Genomic DNA, 20668 nt, shown 5'->3' on the forward strand with positions numbered 1-20668 from the left:
CGCGATAGCTATCTGACATTCAACATCGATGTCGACTGAAACACCGCTATCGCGAGCAAGCTCGCTCCCACAGGGGGGATATGTGGCGGATGGGGACATCCGCCGCAATCGCTGTAAACCGCGTTAGATAAAAACAGTTAATAACAATAAAGACGAGGATGTAGGGATGAAAAAGAAGAACAACGCTCAGCTTATCTGCCAATTGTCAGCTGTTGCGGTGCTGATCATGGCTGGTAACGCACACGCGGCTGACGCATTCAGCGCCGACTCCAAATGGATGACGGGGGACTGGGGTGGCGAGCGGACCAAGCTGATCGAGCAAGGTATCGACATCAAGGCGGATTACGTCGGTGAAGTGGGCGCCAACCTCCACGGCGGCTACAACCACGACAAGACTGCGCGTTACGCCGACCAGTTTGGTCTGGGCGTGGCGCTGGACCTGCAAAAGCTGTGGGGCTGGGACAACACCCAGGCCAAGATCCAGCTCACCAACCGTAACGGTCAGAACATCTCCAATGACCGTGTCGGCGACCCGCGTGCCGGCACCTTGAGTTCCTCCCAGGAAGTCTATGGCCGTGGCCATATGGTCCGTCTGACCCAGTTGTGGGTCCAGCACCAGTTCCTCGACAATAAACTGGACGTCAAAGCCGGTTACTTCGGCGAGGGCGAAGACTTCAACACCTTCCCTTGCGAGTTCCAGAACCTGGCGTTCTGCGGCTCCCAGGCGGGTAACTGGGCGACCGGCATCTGGTTCAACTGGCCGGTCATGCAGGCGGCGCTGCGCGTGAAGTACAACATCACGCCTGAGTTCTATGCGCAGATCGGCGCGTACAACCAGAATCCATCGCAACTTGAGCACGGTAACGGCTTCAAGCTCAGCGGCAGTGGTACCAAGGGCACCGTGTTGCCGGTCGAACTGGTCTGGTCGCCGAAGGTCAACAACCTGCCGGGCGAATACCGTGTCGGTTACTACAAGAGCACTGCCGACGCCAATGACGTCCGTAAAGACGACAATGGCAATGATGCAGCGACCACAGGCAACGCCTTCCGCAGCCACGACAGCAAGCACGGCTACTGGTTCGTGGCGCAGCAACAACTCACCAGCCACAACGGTGATGCTTCTCGCGGTCTGAACGTCGCGGCCAACGCCACTTTCCACGATAAGGACACCAACGTCGTCGACAACTACCAATCGCTGATGTTTGTGTACAAGGGCCCATTCGACGCACGTCCAAAAGATGACGTCGGGATCGGTTTTGCCCGTATCCATGTCAACGATGACGTGAAGAAAAACGCCGAGTTGGTCAACGCCGCCAATGGTGTCAGCGACTACGACAACCCGCTGTTCTCGCCACTGCGTTCCACTGAGTACAACTACGAGATCAACTACGGTTTCCACGTTACCAACTGGCTGACAGTGCGTCCTAACCTGCAATACATCACTCACCCGGGCGGTGTTGATGAAGTCGACAACGCGCTGGTGGCCGGTTTGAAAATTCAGTCGGTGTTCTAACGCTGTTGCGATAAGCTCCTCTCCATGTGCGCATTTTTGCGGACGGCCAAGGCTGTCCGCTTTTTTTTGGGGCGGCGCAGCCTCTCAGGTAGGACAGATGATTTTCAGGACCGCGGCACATGCTTGAGCATCCGCTACAACGCTTCTTCAAATCCCTGCGCGAGCGCCCGGTGTTTGCCTGGGAGCGCTATCAGCAGCGCGAGGTGCTGGTGATCGACCATCCGCTGTGTCAGGCGGTGTTCAGTCGTCAGGGTGCGCAGTTGCTGCATTTTCAGCCCTCGGGCCAAAAGCCCTGGCTCTGGTGCGCGGCGAAGTGGCCGCAGGTCGGGGCGATTCGCGGTGGCGTGCCGGTGTGCTGGCCGTGGTATGGCCGTCATCCAAGCGAAAATGCCTGGCCGTCCCATGGTTGGGCGCGGCTGATCGACTGGAAACTGATCGACAGCAGCACCGATGACGACGGCGTGCGCCTGCATTGGCAATTGCAGCTGTGTGACTGGCAAGTAGACCTGTACGCGCACTTGGGTGAGCGCATGGATTTGCGCCTGAGCACCGAGCATCAGGACAGCCTGCCGTGCCAGCTGAGTCATGCATTGCACGCCTATTGGCGTATTGGTGACGTTGCTGAGATAGCGCTGTCTGGACTCGATGGCGCGCAAGGTTATGACCAGCTCAAGCGCGAGTTCTGCGAGCAAAAAGGCGAGTTGCGGGTAGAGGGAGGCTGTCAGCGGGTGTTCCAGCACGAGGGCGAGTTACAGCTCAAGGACCACGCCTGGCAACGCCAGTTGTGCATCGATACCGGTGACAGCGCGGATACGGTGGTCTGGCATCCCGGGTCACGGCCGCTGCTGGGAGTGAGCTGGAATGAGGTCTCGGAGTTTGTCTGCGTGGAGGCAGCCTGCGGAGGCACCGATAGCCTGAGCCTGGCACCGGGAGAGCGGGCGCATTTGAGTTTGCAGGCGCGGATGGGGGCTTAGCTCAAGATTGCGCTGTTGCGGCTGGCGCCATCGCGAGCAAGCTCGCTCCCACAGGTTTTGTAAACAGCACAATTCAATGTGGGAGCGAGCTTGCTCGCGATGAGGCCCTAACAGCCAATGGAGCTTTCGTCCTAACTGAATTCATCCCCGATCGGATACCGGCTGGCGTTGAGGCTTTCCTTGATCTTGCGCAGGTGCGGCTGGAAGTCGACGCCGCGGCGCAGGGTCATGCCGGTGGCGAGTACGTCGAGCACGGTCAGCTGGATGATTCGCGACGTCATCGGCATGTAGATGTCGGTGTCTTCCGGCAGCGGGATGTTCAGGCTCAAGGTGCTGGCCTTGGCCAGTGGCGAACCCTCGGCCGTCAGACCCAGCACCGAGGCACCGTTTTCGCGGGCAATGCGCGCCACCTCGACCAGTTCGCGGGTGCGCCCGGTGTAGGAGATGATCACGAACAGTTCGCCGGTGTGGGCCACCGAGGCAATCATCCGCTGCATCAGCACGTCGGCGTGGGCGGTGACCGCCAGGTTGAAGCGGAAGAACTTGTGCTGAGCATCCAGCGCTACCGGGGCTGACGCACCGAGGCCGAAGAAGTGGATCTGCCGGGCCTGGATCAGCAAATCCACGGCGCGGCTGATCAGGTTCGGGTCCAGTGCCTGACAGGCGCTGTCCAGCGAGGCGATGGCGCTGCCAAAGATTTTCTGGGTGTAGGCTTCCGGGTTGTCGTCGGCTTCCACCGCGCGGCTGACATACGCCGCGCCGCTGGCCAGGCTTTGGGCCAGTTGCAGTTTGAGTTCCGGGTAGCCGCTGACACCGAACGAACGGCAGAAACGGTTGACCGTCGGCTCGCTGACCGAGGCGGCCTGGGCGAGGGCGGCAATACTGAAGCGAGTAGCCTGCTGTGGGTTGAGCAGGATGACTTCGGCGACCTTGCGTTCGGCCTTGTTCAGGTCTGCAAGGCGATTCTGGATTTGTTCCAGTAAATTTCGCACGCGGTCCATTTATGTTCCTTAGGTCGGCTATGCAGATTGGGCCTGTGAAGCGGCCCATAATGGTGGCCTATCCTACTGATGGCCCCGACCGACCACCACTCGGAATCTGTATTTTGGAAAAATGTTGTGGTTATTACTACATTTTTCCTTGAGCGATGCCTTAAAAAAAGGTATTTGTAGCTTAACTTGATAAAAGAACAAACATCATGCCTTCGATTACGGTTGAACCGTGCACCTTTGCCTTGTTCGGCGCCTTGGGCGATCTGGCCCTGCGCAAGCTGTTTCCTGCCTTGTACCAACTGGATGGCGCTGGCCTGCTGCACGAGGACACGCGCATTATCGCACTGGCCCGTGAGCCAGGCAGTGAGCAAGAGCATCTGGCATTTATTGCCCGTGAACTGCGCCATTACGTTGATGCCAAGGAACTCGACGAAGCCGTGGTCGAGCGCTTCCTGGCACGCCTGACGTACCTGCATGTCGACTTCCTCAAGTCCGACGACTACGTCGCCCTGGCCGAGCTGGCCGGTTCGGCGCAGCGGATGATTGCCTACTTCGCGACGCCCGCTGCGGTGTACGGCGCGATTTGCGAGAACCTGGCGAAGGTCGGCCTGAGCGAAAACACCCGTGTGGTGCTGGAAAAGCCGATCGGTTCGGACCTCGAGTCGTCGCGCAAGGTCAACGACGCAGTGGCGCGGTACTTCCCGGAAAACCGCACGTACCGCATCGACCACTACCTGGGCAAAGAGACGGTGCAGAACCTGATCGCCCTGCGTTTCGCCAACAGCCTGTTCGAAACCCAGTGGAACCAGAACTACATTTCCCACGTGGAAATCACCGTCGCCGAGAAAGTCGGGATCGAGGGCCGTTGGGGCTACTTCGACAAGGCCGGCCAACTGCGCGACATGATTCAGAACCACCTGTTGCAGTTGCTGTGCCTGATCGCCATGGACCCGCCAGCGGATCTTTCGGCTGACAGCATCCGTGACGAGAAAGTCAAAGTGCTCAAGGCGCTGGCGCCGATCAGTCCGGAAGGCCTGACCACCCAAGTGGTGCGCGGCCAGTACATCGCCGGTCACAGCGAAGGCAAGTCGGTGCCGGGTTACCTGGAGGAGGAGAACTCCAACACCCAGAGCGACACCGAAACCTTCGTCGCCCTGCGTGCCGACATCCGCAACTGGCGTTGGGCCGGCGTGCCGTTTTACCTGCGTACCGGTAAACGCATGCCGCAGAAACTGTCGCAGATCGTCATCCACTTCAAGGAACCGTCGCACTACATCTTCGCCCCCGAGCAGCGCTTGCAGATCAGCAACAAGCTGATCATCCGCCTGCAACCGGACGAAGGTATTTCCTTGCGCGTGATGACCAAAGAACAAGGCCTGGACAAGGGCATGCAGCTGCGCAGCGGTCCGTTGCAGCTGAATTTTTCCGATACCTATCGCAGCGCGCGGATCCCCGATGCCTACGAGCGGTTGTTGCTGGAAGTGATGCGTGGCAATCAGAACCTGTTTGTCCGTAAAGATGAAATCGAAGCCGCGTGGAAGTGGTGTGACCAGCTGATCGCCGGGTGGAAAAAGTCCGGTGATGCGCCCAAGCCGTACGCGGCCGGGTCCTGGGGACCGATGAGCTCCATTGCACTGATCACGCGGGACGGGAGGTCGTGGTATGGCGATATCTGAATTCAACCTGCCTCAGGGCGTCCGCGCTCATGAGTTTCGCAGCCCGGTGTTGCTGGCCGAAGGCCTGGCACTGACGGTGGCCAAGCAACTCAGCGATGCCATCGATGCCCGCGGCAGCGCGACGCTGGTTGTCTCTGGCGGACGCAGCCCGGTAGCGTTTTTCCAGCACCTGGCCAAACAGGCACTGGACTGGTCCAAGGTCGTGGTGACCCTGGCGGACGAGCGCTGGGTACCGGTGGAGCATGCCGACAGCAATGCCGGTCTGCTCAAGCGCTACCTGTTGCAAGGCCCGGCGGCCAAGGCGAAGTTTCTCAGTCTCTACAGCGCCACTGCCAACCTTGAACAGGCTGCCGAGCAGGCCGACCGCTTGCTCGCCGAGTTGCCGGCGATCGACGCGCTGGTGCTGGGAATGGGCGACGACGGTCACACCGCTTCGTTGTTCCCCAATAGCCCGAACCTGACCGAAGCCTTGCAGGCCGACGGCACACGCCGTTGCTTGCCGATGCTGGCGCCGACCGTGCCGCACCAGCGCCTGACCATGAGTCGTGCGCTGCTGGCCTCGGCACAGTTCACCGTGCTATCGATTTCCGGTCAGTCCAAGCTGACCACCCTGAGTGCCGCACTGGCCGGTGACGATGTCGCCGCAATGCCGATTCGCGCGTTTCTGCAACCCACGTTAGAGATTTACTGGTGCCCATGAACCAAGGATCAGCCGCTATGACAAACACTCAACCGACCGTTTCCATGGCGGACAAAGTTGCCCTGATCGACAGCCTCTGCGTCAAGGCGCGGATTCTGCCGGTGATCACCATTGCCCGCGAGCAAGACATTCTGCCACTGGCCGATGCCCTTGCCGCAGGTGGGTTGACGGCCCTGGAAGTGACCCTGCGTTCGCAGTTCGGCCTCAAGGCCATCCAGGTTCTGCGTGAGCAGCGTCCGGAGCTGGTCACCGGTGCTGGCACCGTGCTCGATCGCAACATGCTGGCCGCTGCTGAAGCCGCCGGTTCGCAGTTCATCGTGACCCCAGGCATTACCCGCGATCTGCTGGAAGCCAGCGTCGCCAGCCCGATTCCGCTGTTGCCGGGCATCAGCAACGCCTCCGGGATCATGGAGGGCTACGCCTTGGGCTATCGCCGCTTCAAGTTGTTCCCGGCGGAAGTCAGCGGTGGCGTGGCGGCGATCAAGGCCCTTGGCGGCCCGTTCGGCGAAGTACGTTTCTGCCCCACTGGCGGTGTTGGCCCAGCCAACATCAAGAGTTACATGGCGCTGAAAAACGTGATGTGCGTCGGCGGTAGCTGGATGCTTGATCCGGAGTGGATCAAGAACGGCGACTGGGCACGTATCCAGGAGTGCACCGCCGAGGCGCTGGCCCTGCTGGACTGATTGGTTTTACCGGCGGTTTTTTACGCAGAATCGTTGTAGTTGTGTTCTACGGCTTTACGGCGCACTTGGTCAGTGCGCCGTTTTTTTTTGCCTGTGGAAAAGCGGCGGCCCTGTAGCAGCTGTCGAGCCTGCGAGGCTGCGTTCGAGGACGAAGTCCTCGCAAATCCTGCGAATGCGGTTTACCTGGAAGAACGCGCCGCCTGAATTTACGACCGCTGCGCGGCCGAACGCTGCCTCGCAGGCTCGACAGCTGCTACGGGGAGTTGGAACGCCTATAGCGGCATACATAGTTACCGCAATCCACCCCGGAGATCTGTTTATCCTTCGAGTCACTTATGGAGGAAGCAACTCATGGAAGAACACGCAACAACCATGGCAACCGGGCCAGTCTGTTTATTGGCCCCTGAACAGATTGCCGGCCCGTACTTCAGAAACCCCAGGTTGATCCGAAGAAACATCAGTGAAGGTGCCAGCGGTATTCCGTTGCTGCTCAAACTGAGCATTGTCGACGTCAGCACCTGCGAACCGGTGACGGATGCCTTGGTGGATATCTGGCAATGCAATGCGCGAGGGGCCTATTCGGGCTGGAGCAGGATCGATCCGGATAAAGAGGTCGATGTCGGCGATATCGGCTCGGTTCCGCGTACCGATGACGATACCTATTTGCGCGGTGGGCAATTCACCGATCGCAAAGGCGTCGTCAGGTTTACCACGATTTATCCGGGGTTTTATGCAGGGCGCAGCGTGCACATCCACGTTGCCGTTCGAATCGTAACCGGCAGCAATCACCTGGAGGCGCGGCATGTTGCCTGGGTCGGCCAGCTGTACCTTCCCGAGGTGACGTCACGTTCGGTGCTGAACGCCAAAGACTACAGCGGGCGGAGCATTTCGCCGCTGCGCAACGATCAGGATGAGCTTTTTACCCAAATGCATGGGGAAGACTCGATACTGAAAATCCACACCATTGCCCGTGATTCCTGGGAAGACGGTTATTTCGGGCAGTTGACCATCGGGATCGACAAGCGCGCGATGTCAGCGCAGATCAAGCCCGAAGACTTCGACATCTATACCGTGTGAACACCAGAAGCTCCGGTGTTCATCGCCTCAACTCAGTTCGATCAGGGCCCGAGCCAGCCGCTGCATTTCCTGCGCAGTACTGGTCAGGCCCGGTGTGATGCGAATACAACTGCCGCACGCCGAACCGCTGCGGGTCACGGTGAAGAGGTTGTAGTCGTTGAGCAGGCGGTCGACCATCGCTTGCTGGTCGGCATGCCGGGTGAAGCGCATCGAGGTGATACCGCAATACAGGCGCGGATCATCCGGGGTCATGACTTCAATGCCCTGCACATCGCGAACGGCCTCGACCCACAGATTGCGCAAGTAATTAAGTCGCGCACCCTTGGCGGCTGCGCCACCGATGGAACGATGTTCTTCGAACACCAGCGGCAAGGTCAGTAACGCCGGAATGTTTGGCGTGCTGTAAGGCGTGCGCGAGCGAATGTCGGTGAGCGGAAAGTGAAACTCGCCCATCTCCGGATCGATATCGGCCAGACGTTGTGGTGCGATGTAGATAAACCCCAGGGTCAAGGGTGCACCGATCCATTTGTGCAGGTTGTAGCCGGCAAAAGAGATGCCCAGGTCATCAAGGTTGAATTCGATCTGACCGAGGGCGTGGGCGCCGTCGAGGATCACGTCGATCCCGTGCTCTTTGGCCGCCTCGGCAATCGCCTTGACCGGCATCACCAGGCCGGTGCGATGGGCGACGTGGGTCAGTGCCATCAGCTTGAGCCGTGGATAACGCACGAACGCCTCGCGGTAGCTCGCCACCAATGACTCGAAGCTGGCGGGATGGGCGTGTTCGATCTCGATCACTTCGACGCCGCGATGGCGTGCCAGCCAGCGCATCGCACTTTTGACCGTGTCGTATTCCAGATCGCACAGCAGCACCTGATCGCCCGGTTGCAAGCCGTTGTAGTTGCGAATCAGCGATTGCAGCGCGTCCGAGGCGTTGCGGGTCAGGGCTACCGCTTCGGCGGGCACCTGCAAGAGCTCGGCCAGTTGCCCGCGTATTTCCACGCTTTCGATTTTTTCGAAGCGCTGGCGCACATGCACCGAGTTGCTGCGGTTGATGAGCTCGATGTTGCGTTGGTACTCCTCGACCACGGTACGCGACATGCGGCCGAAGTAACCATTTTCCAGATTGATCGGACCTGGCTGGACTTCGTAGCGGTCGGCGAACGTTTGCCAAAAAGCTTCATCAAGGGCGCGGCGAGTGTTTTCTGGCATGGGGCGACTCGTTCAGTGGTTCAGTGGCGTGGTTTGGGTTTGCCATGTTTGGCGCGTAGCGGGTCGAGCAAGTCGGACAGGCCGTTGTGATCGATTTCCTGCATCAGGGCCAGCAAGCCACCCAATTCACCGTGGGGGAAACCCTCGCGGGCGAACCAGTTCAGGTATTGGCCGGGCAGGTCGGCAATGATGCGACCCTTGTATTTGCCAAAGGGCATTTCGCGGGTGACCAGCAGTTCAAGCTTTTCGGGATTCATCGATCGCTCGTCTTGATTCAAACAGTCTGGAAAATACAGGCATTCTGCATGCAGGCCAATTGACAGATCATGCAAATAACTCGGGTGCAGATGCTTGGAAAAAATTTAACTTATTGAAATATAAGGAAAAAATCCAACTAAAGGGCTGGCACACGAGATGCAGCGTTTTATGTAGTTCTCTCAGTCTGCGAGGAATTGAAAAATGACTGACATCAATAAAGAAGTGATTTCAGTCCTGAACGACCTGATCGAGATCAGCAAGGACGGTCAGGAGGGTTTCAAGACCTGTGCCCAGGACATCAAGCATCCTGAACTCAAGGCGCTGTTTGTCAAACGCGCTGCCGAGTGCGCCACCGCGGCGGCTGAACTTCAACATACCGTGCGTTCGATGGGTGGCGATCCTGAGACCAGAACCCGTGTCGGCGGTGATAGGCATCGTCGTTGGGTCGGCCTCAAATCATTGGTCACCGGAAAGAGCGAAGAGGTGGTGCTCAACGAAGCCGAGCGTGGCGAGGATCATGCCCTGAAGGCTTACAAAGCCGCGCTCGAGATGATCAACGAAGACAATCTGCTGGGGATTCGTGATCTGGTAGAGCGTCAGTATCACGGTGCGCAACGCAATCACGATCAGGTCAAAGCCTTGCGTCACCAGGCTCGCGCCCGCTCGTAAGTCGGTCAACAACGCCTGGATCAAAAGATCGTTCTCACGCTCTGCGTGGGAATGCATCCAGTGACGCTCCGCGTCACATAACGGCTGGACGCAGAGCGTCCGGGGCGGCATTCCCACGCGGAGCGTGGGAACGATGATGGGCATCAGCCAATGCTGATCGCGGGCAGTGTCGGCAAGGTCACGGTCTGTTGCTTGCGCGGTGCGAGGATTTCGGCCTCGCCGTCCACGACCAGCTCATCGCGCTGGTTGAATACCCGAGTGGCGATGCGCACGCGGAATTTCGGCAGTTTCTCGAGGATTTCCAGGCGTACGGTCAGGGTGTCGCCGATTTTTACCGGCTTCTGAAAGCTCATTTGCTGACCGATATAGATAGTCCCCGGCCCAGGCAGCTCGCAGGCGACGGCGGCGCTGATCAGCGCACCGCTGAACATGCCGTGGGCGATGCGTTCCTTGAACATGCTCGCTGCCGCAAACTCGGCGTCCAGGTGCACCGGGTTGTGGTCTCCGGACATCGCCGCGAACAGCTGAATGTCGCGTTCTTCGACGGTCTTGCTGTAGCTGGCGGTCTGGCCGACTTCGAGGGCTTCGTACGGGGTATTGGTAACCTGGGTCATGTGTCTTGAATCCTGTGACGAGTTAAGTGTGATAACCAAACATTATTCGGTTCGGGGTGGCCGGCGATGGCTCAGTGCCTCAGCCAGCCATTTGAGCAGGTCCGCGGTCACTTCATCGCGGTTGCTCTCGTTGAACAGTTCGTGCCGGGCTTGCGGGTAGATATTGAGCTGCATGCACTGGTTGCCGGCGCCGCGCAGTGCGTCGGCCAGAGCCTTGAGACGTTTGCCTTCGCTCACCGGATCACATTCACCACCGATCACCAGCAACGGCAGGCCCGGATCGATCTCCGCGAGATTGGACGCTTTGCTGATTTGCTGCAAGCCGCCGAGCAGGTCGATCCACAGCTGGTTGGTGCAACGGTAGCCGCAGAGCGGGTCGTGGACGTACTTGTCAACTTCGTCCGGGTCGCGGCTGAGCCAGTCGAACCGGGTGCGATGGGGCTTGAAGGGCTTGTTGAATGAACCGAACGACAACCACTCGATCAATGCACTGCGACCGGTAGCTCCCTGGCGCCAGCGTTCGAAACGTGCAATCAGGCGCGCTACGCGATAGAGCGCAACTGGCTGGAAGTTCGAGCCACTGAGTACGGCGCCGTACAGGCTGGCGCTGTGATGCAGCAGGTACGCCTGGGCGATGTAGCTGCCCATGCTGTGGCCCAGCAGCACGATAGGGATGCCCGGATGGTGTTGGCCGATGTGTTGGTTAAGGCTGGCCAGGTCTCCGACCACTTTGTGCCAACCGCCCTTGTCCGCGAAATGCCCGAGCACGCCGTTTTCGGCGGTTTTGCCGTGGCCGCGCTGGTCCAGTGCGTAGACACCGTAACCCTCGGCGCATAAAGCCTGCGCCAGCCGCGCATAACGACCGCTGTGTTCAGCCATGCCGTGGGACAGCAGAATCACCGCCTTCAGCGGGCCTTCAGGCAGCCACTGGTTGACGAAAAGTCGACTGTGATCGCTCGCGGTCAACCAGAATGTATCGTGGATCATGGCGATTCCTTTGCACGGTTTTGTTTAGGCGCGGCGTCGTTGCATTGTATAGCTCATCAACGGCAGGGCGTGCGATGTGGGTGTCCCCCAGCAGCAAGATTCACGCTATCAATGAAGCTGGTGCGTATATTTGCCTGAATCACCATAGCTGCTAGTGTCCCAGAAGCCCCGCATTTCAGCGTCACAGAGAGGCGGCCCGGATTCGCTCAGGTAAAGAGGACAAAAACAATGCAACCTGATTTCTGGAATGACAAACGCCCGGCCGGCGTACCCAATGATATCGATCCGGGTGCCTACAAGTCGGTGATCGAGGTGTTCGAGCGTTCCTGCAAGAAATTCGCTGACCGTCCGGCGTTCAGCAACATGGGTGTGACGCTCACCTATGCCGAGCTTGAACGCTACAGCGCGGCGTTCGCTGGCTACCTGCAAACACAGACCGACCTGTTGCCCGGTGATCGCATCGCGGTGCAGATGCCCAATGTCCTGCATTACCCGATTGCCGTGTTCGGTGCGTTGCGTGCCGGGCTGATTGTGGTCAACACCAATCCGCTGTACACCGCGCGTGAGATGCGTCACCAGTTCAAGGACTCCGGTGCCCGGGCGCTGGTGTACCTGAACATGTTCGGGCAGAAGGTCCAGGAAGTACTGCCCGACACCGAGATTCAGTACCTGATCGAAGCGAAGATGGGCGACCTGATGCCGACCGCCAAGGGCTGGCTGATCAACACCGTGGTCGACAAGGTCAAGAAGATGGTCCCGACCTATGACCTGCCGCAGGCGATTTCCTTCAAGAGCGCGTTGCGCCTGGGCCGCGGTCAAGGCATCAAGCCATTGAAGGTCAGCCTCGACGATGTCGCCGTGCTGCAATACACCGGCGGCACCACGGGTTTGGCCAAAGGCGCGATGCTGACCCACGGCAATCTGGTCGCCAACATGCAGCAGGCCCGCGCCTGTCTTGGCCAGTTCGGCAGCGATGGCAAACCGCTGCTGCGCGAAGGTCAGGAAGTGATGATTGCGCCGCTGCCGCTGTACCACATCTATGCCTTCACGGCGAACTGCATGTGCATGATGGTGACCGGCAACCACAACGTGTTGATCACCAATCCACGGGACATCGCCGGCTTCATCAAAGAGCTGAAAAACTGGCGGTTCTCGGCGCTGCTCGGGCTCAACACGCTGTTCGTCGCGTTGATGGACCATCCGGACTTCAAGACCCTGGACTTCTCCAGCCTCAAACTCACCAACTCCGGCGGCACCGCACTGGTCAAGGCCACCGCTGAACGCTGGGAGCAGATAACCGGTTGCCGGATCACCGAAGGCTACGGCTTGACCGAAACCTCGCCAGTGGCCTGCACCAACCCGTATGGCGACAAGTCACGCATTGGTACGGTCGGCCTGCCAGTGCCGGGCACCACATTGAAAGTCATCAATGATGAAGGTGTCGAACAGCCCATGGGCGAGCGGGGCGAGCTGTGCATCAAGGGCCCGCAAATCATGAAGGGCTACTGGCAGAAACCCGAAGCCACCGCCGAGGTGCTGGATGCCGACGGCTGGTTCAAATCCGGTGATATCGCAGTAATCGACCCGGACGGGTTTGTGCGGATTGTCGACCGCAAGAAAGACATGATCATCGTCTCGGGTTTCAACGTGTACCCGAACGAGATCGAGGACGTGGTGATGGCGCACCCGAAAGTCGCCAACTGTGCGGTAATCGGTGTGCCCGACGAGCGTTCCGGGGAGGCGGTGAAGCTCTTCGTAGTGGCGCGTGAAGCGGGGGTCAGCCTTGAAGAGCTGAAGGCCTACTGCAAGGAAAATTTCACCGCCTACAAGGTGCCCAAGCACATCGTGCTGCGTGAGTCGCTGCCGATGACGCCAGTGGGCAAGATATTGCGGCGGGAGCTGCGCGATATCGCTTGATACCTGAAGGCTGCGCTTAGCGCATTCGCGGGCAAGCCCGCTCCCACAAGGTCAGCGTGACCCCCTGTGGGAGCGGGCTTGCCCGCGATGCTTTTAGGGGGAGAGGCCCATTTCACGGGGCTTTCAAGGTATTATAGAATTTTTGCTCTAAAATGACTGCTTGCTATTCTTGAGTCATCAAAGTGACTGTAGGGGCTTCTTTTGGCTCTAGTAGGGCCTTGGCAAAGCTGCTACTCTCGGCGCGCTTTGTGACTTCTCGGCCTTTGTAAAAGCCGGACTCACCAATAAAAACACACCCAATAATAATCGCATCAAATGCGGTGAAGAATTCGCGTTGCTGAGGAGTGGGCTTCCATGATCGAAGACTTTTGGAAGGATAAGTACCCAGCTGGAATTGCTGCCGAGATCAATCCAGACGAGTATCCGAATATTCAGGCAGTGTTAAAGCAATCCTGCCAACGCTTCGCCAACAAACCGGCCTTTAGTAACCTCGGCAAGACACTCACCTACGGTGAGCTGTACGAATTGTCCGGTGCTTTTGCCGCTTACCTGCAACAGCATACCGATTTGCAGCCGGGCGATCGAATCGCCGTGCAACTGCCAAACCTGCTGCAATACCCGATCGCCGTGTTTGGTGCCATCCGCGCCGGCTTGATCGTGGTCAACACCAACCCGCTGTACACCGCGCGGGAAATGGAACACCAATTCAACGATTCCGGCGCCAAGGCGCTGGTGTGCCTGGCGAACATGGCGCACCTGGCCGAGGCCGTGGTGCCCAAGACCGGCGTCAAGCACGTCATCGTCACCGAAGTGGCCGACCTGCTGCCACCGCTCAAGCGCTTGCTGATCAACAGCGTCATCAAGTACGTGAAGAAGATGGTCCCGGCCTATCACCTGCCCAAGGCCGTCAAGTTCAATGAGGTCTTGAGCAAAGGCCACGGCCAGCCCGTGACCGAAGCCAACCCGGCCAGCAGCGACGTTGCCGTGCTGCAATACACCGGCGGCACTACCGGCGTGGCCAAGGGGGCAATGTTGACCCACCGCAACCTGGTGGCGAACATGATGCAGTGCCGGGCGCTGATGGGTTCCAACCTGAATGAAGGTTGCGAAATCCTCATCACGCCGCTGCCGCTGTACCACATCTATGCCTTCACCTTTCACTGCATGGCAATGATGCTGATCGGTAACCACAACATCCTGATCAGCAACCCGCGCGACCTGTCGGCGATGGTCAAGGAACTGTCGAAGTGGAAGTTCAGCGGTTTTGTCGGCCTGAACACGTTGTTCGTGGCGCTGTGCAACAACGAAGCGTTCCGCAAACTGGACTTCTCAGGCCTGAAAATCACCCTGTCCGGTGGCATGGCCCTGCAACTGGCCGCTGCCGAACGCTGGAAAGCCGTGACCGGTTGTGCCATCTGCGAAGGTTACGGCATGACCGAGACCAGCCCGGTGGCCACCGTCAATCCAAACCAGAACATTCAGATAGGCACGATCGGTATTCCGGTGCCGTCGACCCTGTGCAAAGTCATCGATGACGCCGGCGTTGAACAGCCGTTGGGCGAAATCGGCGAACTGTGCGTAAAAGGTCCGCAAGTGATGAAGGGCTATTGGCAGCGCCAGGAAGCCACCGATGAAATCCTCGACAGCGAAGGCTGGTTGAAGACCGGTGACATCGCGCTGATCCAGCCAGACGGCTACATGCGTATTGTCGATCGCAAGAAAGACATGATTCTGGTCTCCGGTTTCAACGTCTACCCGAACGAGCTCGAAGACGTACTGGCCACCTTGCCGGGCGTGCTGCAATGCGCAGCCATTGGTGTACCGGACGAGAAGTCGGGCGAGGCGATCAAGATTTTCATCGTCGCCAAACCGGGGGTAACCCTGACCAAAGAGCAGGTGATGACGCACATGCGTGCCAATGTGACCGGCTACAAAGTGCCGAAAGCCATTGAGTTCCGCGATGCGCTGCCGACCACCAACGTCGGCAAGATCCTGCGTCGCGAACTGCGTGACGAAGAGTTGAAGAAACTCGGCTTGAAGAAGGTCAGCGCATAAAACAAAAGCCCCGCAGATGCGGGGCTTTTTGTTGCTGGCAGAGAAATCTTCTGTGCCAGTCAGGCCGCCTTCGCGAGCAAGCCCGTTCCCACATTTGATCTTCAGCGAACACAAAATGTGTGTACAACCGAAATCCAATGTGGGAGCGAGCTTGCTCGCGAAGCTTTTGCTGTCAGAGGCGGAACTGCGCGAAATTGACGTTGGTGCCAGCCGGGCGCATGTCCTGAAGGTACGAGTCCTTGTCGGCGCTCAGTTCCAGGCTCAGGGCCGCCTTGCGCTTGCCTTCATTGCGCACCACCAGGCCTTCGAGTTTCTCGCGCAGGAACACCGTCGGCACTTTCAGGTGCAGCAGTTCGTCGGTGGCCGGCGTGTACATCAGCAGGTGAACCCACTCGTACTGACCAATGGCCAGGCGCGCAACCGGGATATCAAACCACCAGATGTTGCGGTTGCGGTTCAATTCGGTGAAATGGCAGTTGTTGACGCCAAGCACTGCACCGCCGAGTTCCTGGTTTCTGCGGGCAATGGCCTGCTTTTTATCGAGTTTCATAACGTTCCTACGGGATTGGATCTTCAGCGCCACGGCCTGAATACGTTGCGCATTCTCGGGGGTTAGCTGGCAAACATAAAGCCCAACCTGCATGTGCTGATGAAATGACCGTGTGAAAATAAATGGAACGCTGTGCAGCGCCCACCAGTCAACCACTAGGTAACGACACTGACCTTTGAATGTTCACAGGAGAAATACCATGAGCAGCACTGGCGATAAAGTTAAAGGCCTGGCCAACGAAGCGGTCGGCAACGTCAAGCAAGGTGTGGGTAAAGCCACCGACAATCCCAAGTTGCGAGCCGAAGGCAAGCTTCAGGAGAAGAAAGGCGAAGCCCAGCAAGCGCTCGGCAAGGCTAAAGATGCGATCAAGAAAACCATTGATAAAGCCTGATCCGATAACCCGCGTTAATGCATGCGACGGCCATCCACGGATGGCCGTTTTTATGTCGGTTACTGTTATTTAACCTCCCCGAAATTGTTTCAAAGTCGCCAAGTAGGTTACTTTGATGTAGAAAACGGCCCCTGAGTCGCCCCCGACTTCAACCTTTTGCGGCGAAAGGAGACGCTATGATGTTCCCGGAGTTGAAAGGCTTACCCTTGCATCGCGTGATGATGCGCACCGTCACTGAGTTCATCAATGACGAGATGTCGACGTATGCCTCGGCGCTGGCCTATCAGATGCTGTTCTCGCTGTTTCCGTTCATTCTGTTCCTGATCGCCCTGATCGGTTTCCTGCACCTGCCGGATTTCTTTTCCTGGCTGCGCCTTCAGACAGAGTTGGTGTTGCCGCCGCAAGCACTGGAACAAGTGAACCCGGTGATCGACCAGCTCCAGCAATCCAAGGGTGGATTGCTCTCGGTGGGTATCGTCATCGCCCTGTGGACCGCCTCGGCGGGTGTGCGGCTGATGATGAGCGCGATGAACGCGGCCTACGATGTGGTCGAAGGCCGGCCGATCTGGAAGCGTTTCCCGCTGTCGATCTTCTACACCGTCGGCGTTGCCGGCATGCTGCTGGTCGCGGCTGCATTAATGGTGCTCGGCCCGCAGGTAATGGAATGGATTGCGTCGCAGATCGGCATGGAAGAGTACATTGTCATCCTCTGGACGATACTGCGCTGGCCGGTGATCGTGATTTTGCTGATGGTCGCGGTCGCGTTGATGTACTACGTGATGCCTGATGTGAAGCAGAAGTTTCGCTTCATCACGCCGGGCTCGGTACTGGCAGTGGTAGTGTGGATCATCGCTTCGCTGGGTTTTGGTTACTACGTCAAGACCTTCGCCAACTACAATGCCATGTATGGCAGTATCGGCGCGATCATCGTGCTGTTGCTGTACTTCTACATTTCCGCTGCGGTGCTGTTGCTCGGCGCGGAGATGAATGCGGTGATCGATCACATGTCGAACGAAGGCAAGCATCCTGGCGCAAAGGGCCTCGGCGAACACGACGAAAAACAACATGTTTCGGGACTGGGGCGGGACCACTCGCTCAACCCGACCACTGACGAAGCCTGACGATGATCCGTGAAATCCTGAAAATGGGCGATGAGCGCCTGCTGCGTATCGCTGCGCCGGTACCGGCCGAAATGTTCGACAGCCCCGAACTGTGGCAGTTGATCGATGACATGTTCCAGACTATGGAAAGTGTCGGTGGCGTCGGCCTGGCAGCCCCACAGATCGGTGTCGACCTGCAACTGGTGATCTTCGGTTTCGAGCACAGCGAACGTTACCCGGACGCTGATGCCGTACCGCAGACGATCCTGATCAATCCATTGATCACGCCGCTTGATCCGACGCTGGAAGAGGGCTTCGAAGGTTGCCTGTCGGTACCGGGGCTGCGGGGGGCGGTGGAGCGTTATCAGCACATTCGCTATGAAGGCGTCGATCCCAAGGGCGAGCCGATTGTGCGCATCGCTTCGGGGTTTCACGCCCGTGTGGTGCAACACGAATGCGATCACCTGATCGGCCGGTTGTACCCGTCGCGGATCACCGACTTTCGCAAGTTCGGGTTTACCGAGGTGATGTTCCCGGATCTTGATCCGGCGGCTGATGATTGATCCGACATTTCACCTCACCCTCCTGTGGGAGCGAGCTTGCTCGCGATAGTGGTGAGATAGTCGCTATCAATATTGACTGTCAGGCCTTCATCGCGAGCAAGCTCGCTCCCACAGTTTGAAAACCCATGGCGATCATCGGCTTGTTACGCTTATAGCGAGCCAGACGCTCGGCCAGTGCATAGGGCAACAACGGGTCCGCAGTAAAACCATTGCGCTCATAAAATTCGCGCAAGTCCGGGTGGCAGAACAGCCACACCGGGGCTTCGGTCTGCAATAGCGCCTGGGTCATCAACCCCGCCGCAATGCCTTGCCCCCGAAGGGCCGGGTCGACAAATAACCCTGTCAGCCAAAACCCCTCCGCCGTCGGCCGCAAACAGAGCCCGGCGATGATCTCGCCACGCTTGCCAACCCACAGTTGAGCATCGCGAACTGCTTTCATCGATGACTGGTGAGTGCGGTAAAACTTGTTCAGCAACGGCCACAACGGCTCGGCAAGCTGGATATACTGGGTGTTGGGCATGTGCGAGAGGGTCACCGCGAAAAATGCGCCTATTATAAAAGAACCAACGCTGCGAGATAGGTGTATACCTGATCTCATATTCCCAGTTGGTGGAGCGTGCATCATGAGCAAAGGCTTGGATTCGAAGAAAGCGGCGAAAAAGAAACCGACCAAGACAGCCGTTGAAAAACGCGCTGACAAAAAGGCCAAAAAAGTCGGTGTGTTCGGGCACTGAGCCCGCTTTGACGGAGCCCGGCAATCGGGCTCCGCGTTCATTTCCAGTTAAATAACCTATCGAGCTGCAAGATTTCCCTGCGTCGTTGCACAGAAGGGGATAAGGCCGACTTTGTCTGTTGGCTTGTCCTGTTCTGAGCCGAGCCATGTCCTATTACCTTGATCAAAACCTGCGTGAAGAAATTGAAGCCCTGCGCCGAACATTTGCCGGTCGTAGTGAATGGCCGACCTGGCTGCTGTTGATCGGTGTGTACGCGGCCTGGTTTGGCGTGCTGCTGGCCAGTACCTGGTTGGGACTGTGGTTGAGCACGCTGCTGCTGATACCGATTGTGGTGCTGTGGATGTCGGTCCAGCATGAGCTGTTGCATGGGCATCCGACGCGCTTTACCTCGTTGAACAAACTTCTCGGCTACGCACCTTTTGCTGTCTGGTACCCGTACACCCTGTACCGCGACAGCCACCTCTTGCATCACCGCGACGAAGACCTGACGTTACCTGGCCGCGACCCGGAAAGTCGCTACGTGAGCACGCGACAGTGGCAGGGCAGTTCAGTGTTCGAGCGCAGCCTGCACTGGCTGAACAAAACCGTGTTGGGGCGCTTCGCCGTCGGTGCGCCGCTGGCGTTGCTGGCGCTGGCCAAGGAAGAACTCCAGCGCTTGCGCCGAGGTGATCGCCAGGCCTGGTTGATGTGGCTGACCCATGGCGCGTTGACCGTACTGATGCTGACCTTCATCGCGGGTTACAGTGCTGTTCCTGTCTGGCATTACCTGTTCTTGATCAGCGTGCCGGCGTTGTCGGTAGGGATGATCCGTTCCTACTATGAACATCGCCCGCACCGCGAATCGCAAAAGCGCACCGTGCTCAACGAGGCTGCCTGGCCTTGGCGCTGGTTGTTCCTTAACCTGAATCTGCACCTGGTGCATCACGATCTGCCGGGTTTGCCGTGGTTCTATTTGCCGCAGGTCTATCGCGCACGGCGCGAACAATGGCAGGCGCGTAGTGGCGGGTTTCTGGTGCGCGGCTATGGTGAGCTGTTGCGTCAGCACGGGCTCAGGCCCGTGGACAGTCCGCAGCATCCTTTCAGTTGAGAACCGGCATGATTTCAGGTTTTGCAGAATTACTGATGTACGTCGCCCCCGAGCCGATACGTCAGGCCAATGAGCACTGGCTGGCGCGTATCGTCGAGCGGCTCGACGCGACCCGTTTGAACGCTGAAGGCCTGTCATTGATGGAGCTTTGGCTGGCCCCGCAATTACTGCTCACGCAGACCTGTGGCTATCCGCTGATGACGACACTGCGCGGGCAGGTGCGGGTGATCGGTCGGCCGCGTTATGAGCTGCAGGACAGCAGCGCTGGCAACCATTGCAGCCTGCTGCTGACCCGGGCCGACGACCCGCGCCGAACCTTGCCGGCGCTGCTGGGGTGCCGAGCGGTGATCAATGGCGAGGACTCCAACAGCGGGATGAATCTGTTGCGTCACCGCATCGCCGCGTTGCAACGCAATGGTCAGTTTTTTTCCAGCGTGGCGGTCAGCGGTAGCCACCGTGAAAGCCTGCGCTGGCTGCGTGACGGACGCGCAGACCTGGCGGCCATCGACAGCGTGACTTTCGCTTATCTGGCGCGGCACGCACCGCAGGAAGTCGAAGGTTTGCGGGTGGTGGCGCGCAGTGCGTTCAGCCCGACCTTGCCGTATATCGGCGTCGCCAGCCTGACCGATGAGCAGGTCGAGCACCTTCGCGAGGTGATGAACCAGGCGTTGAATGAACTGCCTGAGGTGGTTGAAACCCTGGGGCTCCACGAGGTGTTGCCGGCCACTGAAAGCGACTACCGGATCCTCCTCGATTACCGGCAGGAAGCTGAAGAGCTGGGGTATGGACGCTTGCGTTGAGGGGTGAAACGGTTGCCAGACATTGCGCCTGTATATATTCATAAAAAATATATAAAAATAGTTTTTAAGTATTATTAAGGAATAAGTCTCCTTGCTAGGATCACTGCACCGGACCACCG

Annotated in this window: 21 protein-coding genes; 14 read left to right on the forward strand and 7 right to left on the reverse strand. The window is 58.5% G+C overall.

Annotated features, from left to right (window positions below; translation table 11 throughout):
• The first annotated feature begins 166 nt into the window (after window positions 1–166).
• The gene (locus AC1DIG_RS06635; protein ID WP_477766640.1) at window positions 167–1513 is read left to right on the forward strand and encodes a carbohydrate porin; all 1347 of its coding nucleotides are present in this window, start codon (window positions 167–169) and stop codon (window positions 1511–1513) included.
• A gap of 119 nt (window positions 1514–1632) precedes the next feature.
• Window positions 1633–2487: a D-hexose-6-phosphate mutarotase gene (locus tag AC1DIG_RS06640; RefSeq protein ID WP_477766641.1), complete on the forward strand. Its 855-nt coding sequence runs from the start codon at window positions 1633–1635 to the stop codon at window positions 2485–2487.
• 131 nt (window positions 2488–2618) lie between these two features.
• On the opposite strand, the gene AC1DIG_RS06645 is transcribed toward AC1DIG_RS06640, so the two are convergent.
• Complete coding sequence (locus tag AC1DIG_RS06645) at window positions 2619–3479, reverse strand: MurR/RpiR family transcriptional regulator (protein WP_173859948.1); 861 nt, start codon at window positions 3477–3479, stop codon at window positions 2619–2621.
• Window positions 3480–3685: 206 nt separating this feature from the next.
• Here AC1DIG_RS06645 and zwf point away from each other — a divergent pair, with 206 nt between their 5' ends.
• From zwf to AC1DIG_RS06665, 4 genes are all read left to right on the forward strand, one after another.
• Window positions 3686–5155, forward strand: coding sequence for a glucose-6-phosphate dehydrogenase (gene zwf, locus AC1DIG_RS06650; RefSeq protein WP_427536057.1), 1470 nt, complete (start codon window positions 3686–3688; stop codon window positions 5153–5155).
• A complete protein-coding gene (pgl, locus tag AC1DIG_RS06655; RefSeq protein ID WP_477766642.1) occupies window positions 5142–5855 on the forward strand; it encodes a 6-phosphogluconolactonase in 714 nt (237 codons plus the stop codon). Before zwf ends, pgl begins: the two co-directional genes overlap by 14 nt.
• Before the next feature lie 17 nt (window positions 5856–5872).
• Complete coding sequence (locus AC1DIG_RS06660) at window positions 5873–6538, forward strand: bifunctional 4-hydroxy-2-oxoglutarate aldolase/2-dehydro-3-deoxy-phosphogluconate aldolase (protein ID WP_024264889.1); 666 nt, start codon at window positions 5873–5875, stop codon at window positions 6536–6538.
• 351 nt (window positions 6539–6889) lie between these two features.
• The gene (locus tag AC1DIG_RS06665) at window positions 6890–7615 is read left to right on the forward strand and encodes an intradiol ring-cleavage dioxygenase (RefSeq protein ID WP_477766643.1); all 726 of its coding nucleotides are present in this window, start codon (window positions 6890–6892) and stop codon (window positions 7613–7615) included.
• Between the two features lie 27 nt (window positions 7616–7642).
• Here the strand turns inward: AC1DIG_RS06665 and AC1DIG_RS06670 are convergent, their stop codons facing one another.
• A complete protein-coding gene (locus AC1DIG_RS06670) occupies window positions 7643–8824 on the reverse strand; it encodes an aminotransferase class V-fold PLP-dependent enzyme (protein WP_477766644.1) in 1182 nt (393 codons plus the stop codon).
• A 20-nt stretch (window positions 8825–8844) separates the two neighbouring features.
• The gene (locus AC1DIG_RS06675; protein ID WP_019693207.1) at window positions 8845–9081 is read right to left on the reverse strand and encodes a DUF3820 family protein; all 237 of its coding nucleotides are present in this window, start codon (window positions 9079–9081) and stop codon (window positions 8845–8847) included.
• A gap of 202 nt (window positions 9082–9283) precedes the next feature.
• Here AC1DIG_RS06675 and AC1DIG_RS06680 point away from each other — a divergent pair, with 202 nt between their 5' ends.
• The gene (locus tag AC1DIG_RS06680; RefSeq protein WP_477766645.1) at window positions 9284–9751 is read left to right on the forward strand and encodes a PA2169 family four-helix-bundle protein; all 468 of its coding nucleotides are present in this window, start codon (window positions 9284–9286) and stop codon (window positions 9749–9751) included.
• Window positions 9752–9894: 143 nt separating this feature from the next.
• Here the strand turns inward: AC1DIG_RS06680 and AC1DIG_RS06685 are convergent, their stop codons facing one another.
• Both AC1DIG_RS06685 and AC1DIG_RS06690 read right to left on the reverse strand, forming a co-directional pair.
• Window positions 9895–10365 (reverse strand): MaoC family dehydratase, encoded by a 471-nt coding sequence (locus AC1DIG_RS06685; protein ID WP_071553717.1) that lies wholly within the window; start codon window positions 10363–10365, stop codon window positions 9895–9897.
• Window positions 10366–10407: 42 nt separating this feature from the next.
• Window positions 10408–11352, reverse strand: coding sequence for a lysophospholipase (locus tag AC1DIG_RS06690; RefSeq protein WP_477766646.1), 945 nt, complete (start codon window positions 11350–11352; stop codon window positions 10408–10410).
• 228 nt (window positions 11353–11580) lie between these two features.
• Here AC1DIG_RS06690 and fadD2 point away from each other — a divergent pair, with 228 nt between their 5' ends.
• Complete coding sequence (gene fadD2 / locus AC1DIG_RS06695) at window positions 11581–13269, forward strand: long-chain-fatty-acid--CoA ligase FadD2 (protein ID WP_477766647.1); 1689 nt, start codon at window positions 11581–11583, stop codon at window positions 13267–13269.
• A 354-nt stretch (window positions 13270–13623) separates the two neighbouring features.
• Window positions 13624–15324, forward strand: coding sequence for a long-chain-fatty-acid--CoA ligase FadD1 (gene fadD1 / locus AC1DIG_RS06700; protein ID WP_477766648.1), 1701 nt, complete (start codon window positions 13624–13626; stop codon window positions 15322–15324).
• A gap of 172 nt (window positions 15325–15496) precedes the next feature.
• On the opposite strand, the gene AC1DIG_RS06705 is transcribed toward fadD1, so the two are convergent.
• The gene (locus AC1DIG_RS06705) at window positions 15497–15874 is read right to left on the reverse strand and encodes a hypothetical protein (protein WP_054593671.1); all 378 of its coding nucleotides are present in this window, start codon (window positions 15872–15874) and stop codon (window positions 15497–15499) included.
• Window positions 15875–16073: 199 nt separating this feature from the next.
• Here AC1DIG_RS06705 and AC1DIG_RS06710 point away from each other — a divergent pair, with 199 nt between their 5' ends.
• The 3 genes from AC1DIG_RS06710 (at window position 16074) to def (ending at window position 17928) form a co-directional block, all read left to right on the forward strand.
• The gene (locus AC1DIG_RS06710) at window positions 16074–16265 is read left to right on the forward strand and encodes a CsbD family protein (protein WP_427532081.1); all 192 of its coding nucleotides are present in this window, start codon (window positions 16074–16076) and stop codon (window positions 16263–16265) included.
• A gap of 176 nt (window positions 16266–16441) precedes the next feature.
• Entirely contained in the window at window positions 16442–17386 is a 945-nt protein-coding gene (locus tag AC1DIG_RS06715) for a YihY/virulence factor BrkB family protein (protein WP_477766649.1), read from the forward strand.
• A gap of 2 nt (window positions 17387–17388) precedes the next feature.
• Window positions 17389–17928, forward strand: coding sequence for a peptide deformylase (gene def, locus AC1DIG_RS06720; protein ID WP_019693200.1), 540 nt, complete (start codon window positions 17389–17391; stop codon window positions 17926–17928).
• Between the two features lie 79 nt (window positions 17929–18007).
• Here the strand turns inward: def and AC1DIG_RS06725 are convergent, their stop codons facing one another.
• Window positions 18008–18448: a GNAT family N-acetyltransferase gene (locus AC1DIG_RS06725; RefSeq protein ID WP_477766650.1), complete on the reverse strand. Its 441-nt coding sequence runs from the start codon at window positions 18446–18448 to the stop codon at window positions 18008–18010.
• A 359-nt stretch (window positions 18449–18807) separates the two neighbouring features.
• On the opposite strand from AC1DIG_RS06725, the gene AC1DIG_RS06730 reads away from it, so the two are divergent.
• The gene (locus tag AC1DIG_RS06730; protein ID WP_477766651.1) at window positions 18808–19749 is read left to right on the forward strand and encodes a fatty acid desaturase; all 942 of its coding nucleotides are present in this window, start codon (window positions 18808–18810) and stop codon (window positions 19747–19749) included.
• Window positions 19750–19757: 8 nt separating this feature from the next.
• On the forward strand, window positions 19758–20549 hold the full coding sequence (locus tag AC1DIG_RS06735; protein ID WP_477766652.1) for a phosphate/phosphite/phosphonate ABC transporter substrate-binding protein: 792 nt from the start codon (window positions 19758–19760) through the stop codon (window positions 20547–20549).
• Window positions 20550–20668: the final 119 nt, after the last annotated feature.

It is taken from the genome of Pseudomonas sp. 05N431, assembly GCF_056397005.1.

Excerpts from the sequence above, each read along its gene's own strand:
- AC1DIG_RS06635 (WP_477766640.1), top strand. The coding sequence starts at position 167 with ATGAAAAAGAAGAACAACGCTCAGCTTATCTGCCAATTGTCAGCTGTT.
- AC1DIG_RS06640 (WP_477766641.1), top strand. The coding sequence starts at position 1,633 with ATGCTTGAGCATCCGCTACAACGCTTCTTCAAATCCCTGCGCGAGCGC.
- zwf (WP_427536057.1), top strand. The coding sequence starts at position 3,686 with ATGCCTTCGATTACGGTTGAACCGTGCACCTTTGCCTTGTTCGGCGCC.
- pgl (WP_477766642.1), top strand. The coding sequence starts at position 5,142 with ATGGCGATATCTGAATTCAACCTGCCTCAGGGCGTCCGCGCTCATGAG.
- AC1DIG_RS06660 (WP_024264889.1), top strand. The coding sequence starts at position 5,873 with ATGACAAACACTCAACCGACCGTTTCCATGGCGGACAAAGTTGCCCTG.
- AC1DIG_RS06665 (WP_477766643.1), top strand. The coding sequence starts at position 6,890 with ATGGAAGAACACGCAACAACCATGGCAACCGGGCCAGTCTGTTTATTG.
- AC1DIG_RS06670 (WP_477766644.1), bottom strand. The coding sequence starts at position 8,824 with ATGCCAGAAAACACTCGCCGCGCCCTTGATGAAGCTTTTTGGCAAACG.
- AC1DIG_RS06675 (WP_019693207.1), bottom strand. The coding sequence starts at position 9,081 with ATGAATCCCGAAAAGCTTGAACTGCTGGTCACCCGCGAAATGCCCTTT.
- AC1DIG_RS06680 (WP_477766645.1), top strand. The coding sequence starts at position 9,284 with ATGACTGACATCAATAAAGAAGTGATTTCAGTCCTGAACGACCTGATC.
- AC1DIG_RS06685 (WP_071553717.1), bottom strand. The coding sequence starts at position 10,365 with ATGACCCAGGTTACCAATACCCCGTACGAAGCCCTCGAAGTCGGCCAG.
- AC1DIG_RS06690 (WP_477766646.1), bottom strand. The coding sequence starts at position 11,352 with ATGATCCACGATACATTCTGGTTGACCGCGAGCGATCACAGTCGACTT.
- fadD2 (WP_477766647.1), top strand. The coding sequence starts at position 11,581 with ATGCAACCTGATTTCTGGAATGACAAACGCCCGGCCGGCGTACCCAAT.
- fadD1 (WP_477766648.1), top strand. The coding sequence starts at position 13,624 with ATGATCGAAGACTTTTGGAAGGATAAGTACCCAGCTGGAATTGCTGCC.
- AC1DIG_RS06705 (WP_054593671.1), bottom strand. The coding sequence starts at position 15,874 with ATGAAACTCGATAAAAAGCAGGCCATTGCCCGCAGAAACCAGGAACTC.
- AC1DIG_RS06710 (WP_427532081.1), top strand. The coding sequence starts at position 16,074 with ATGAGCAGCACTGGCGATAAAGTTAAAGGCCTGGCCAACGAAGCGGTC.
- AC1DIG_RS06715 (WP_477766649.1), top strand. The coding sequence starts at position 16,442 with ATGATGTTCCCGGAGTTGAAAGGCTTACCCTTGCATCGCGTGATGATG.
- def (WP_019693200.1), top strand. The coding sequence starts at position 17,389 with ATGATCCGTGAAATCCTGAAAATGGGCGATGAGCGCCTGCTGCGTATC.
- AC1DIG_RS06725 (WP_477766650.1), bottom strand. The coding sequence starts at position 18,448 with ATGCCCAACACCCAGTATATCCAGCTTGCCGAGCCGTTGTGGCCGTTG.
- AC1DIG_RS06730 (WP_477766651.1), top strand. The coding sequence starts at position 18,808 with ATGTCCTATTACCTTGATCAAAACCTGCGTGAAGAAATTGAAGCCCTG.
- AC1DIG_RS06735 (WP_477766652.1), top strand. The coding sequence starts at position 19,758 with ATGATTTCAGGTTTTGCAGAATTACTGATGTACGTCGCCCCCGAGCCG.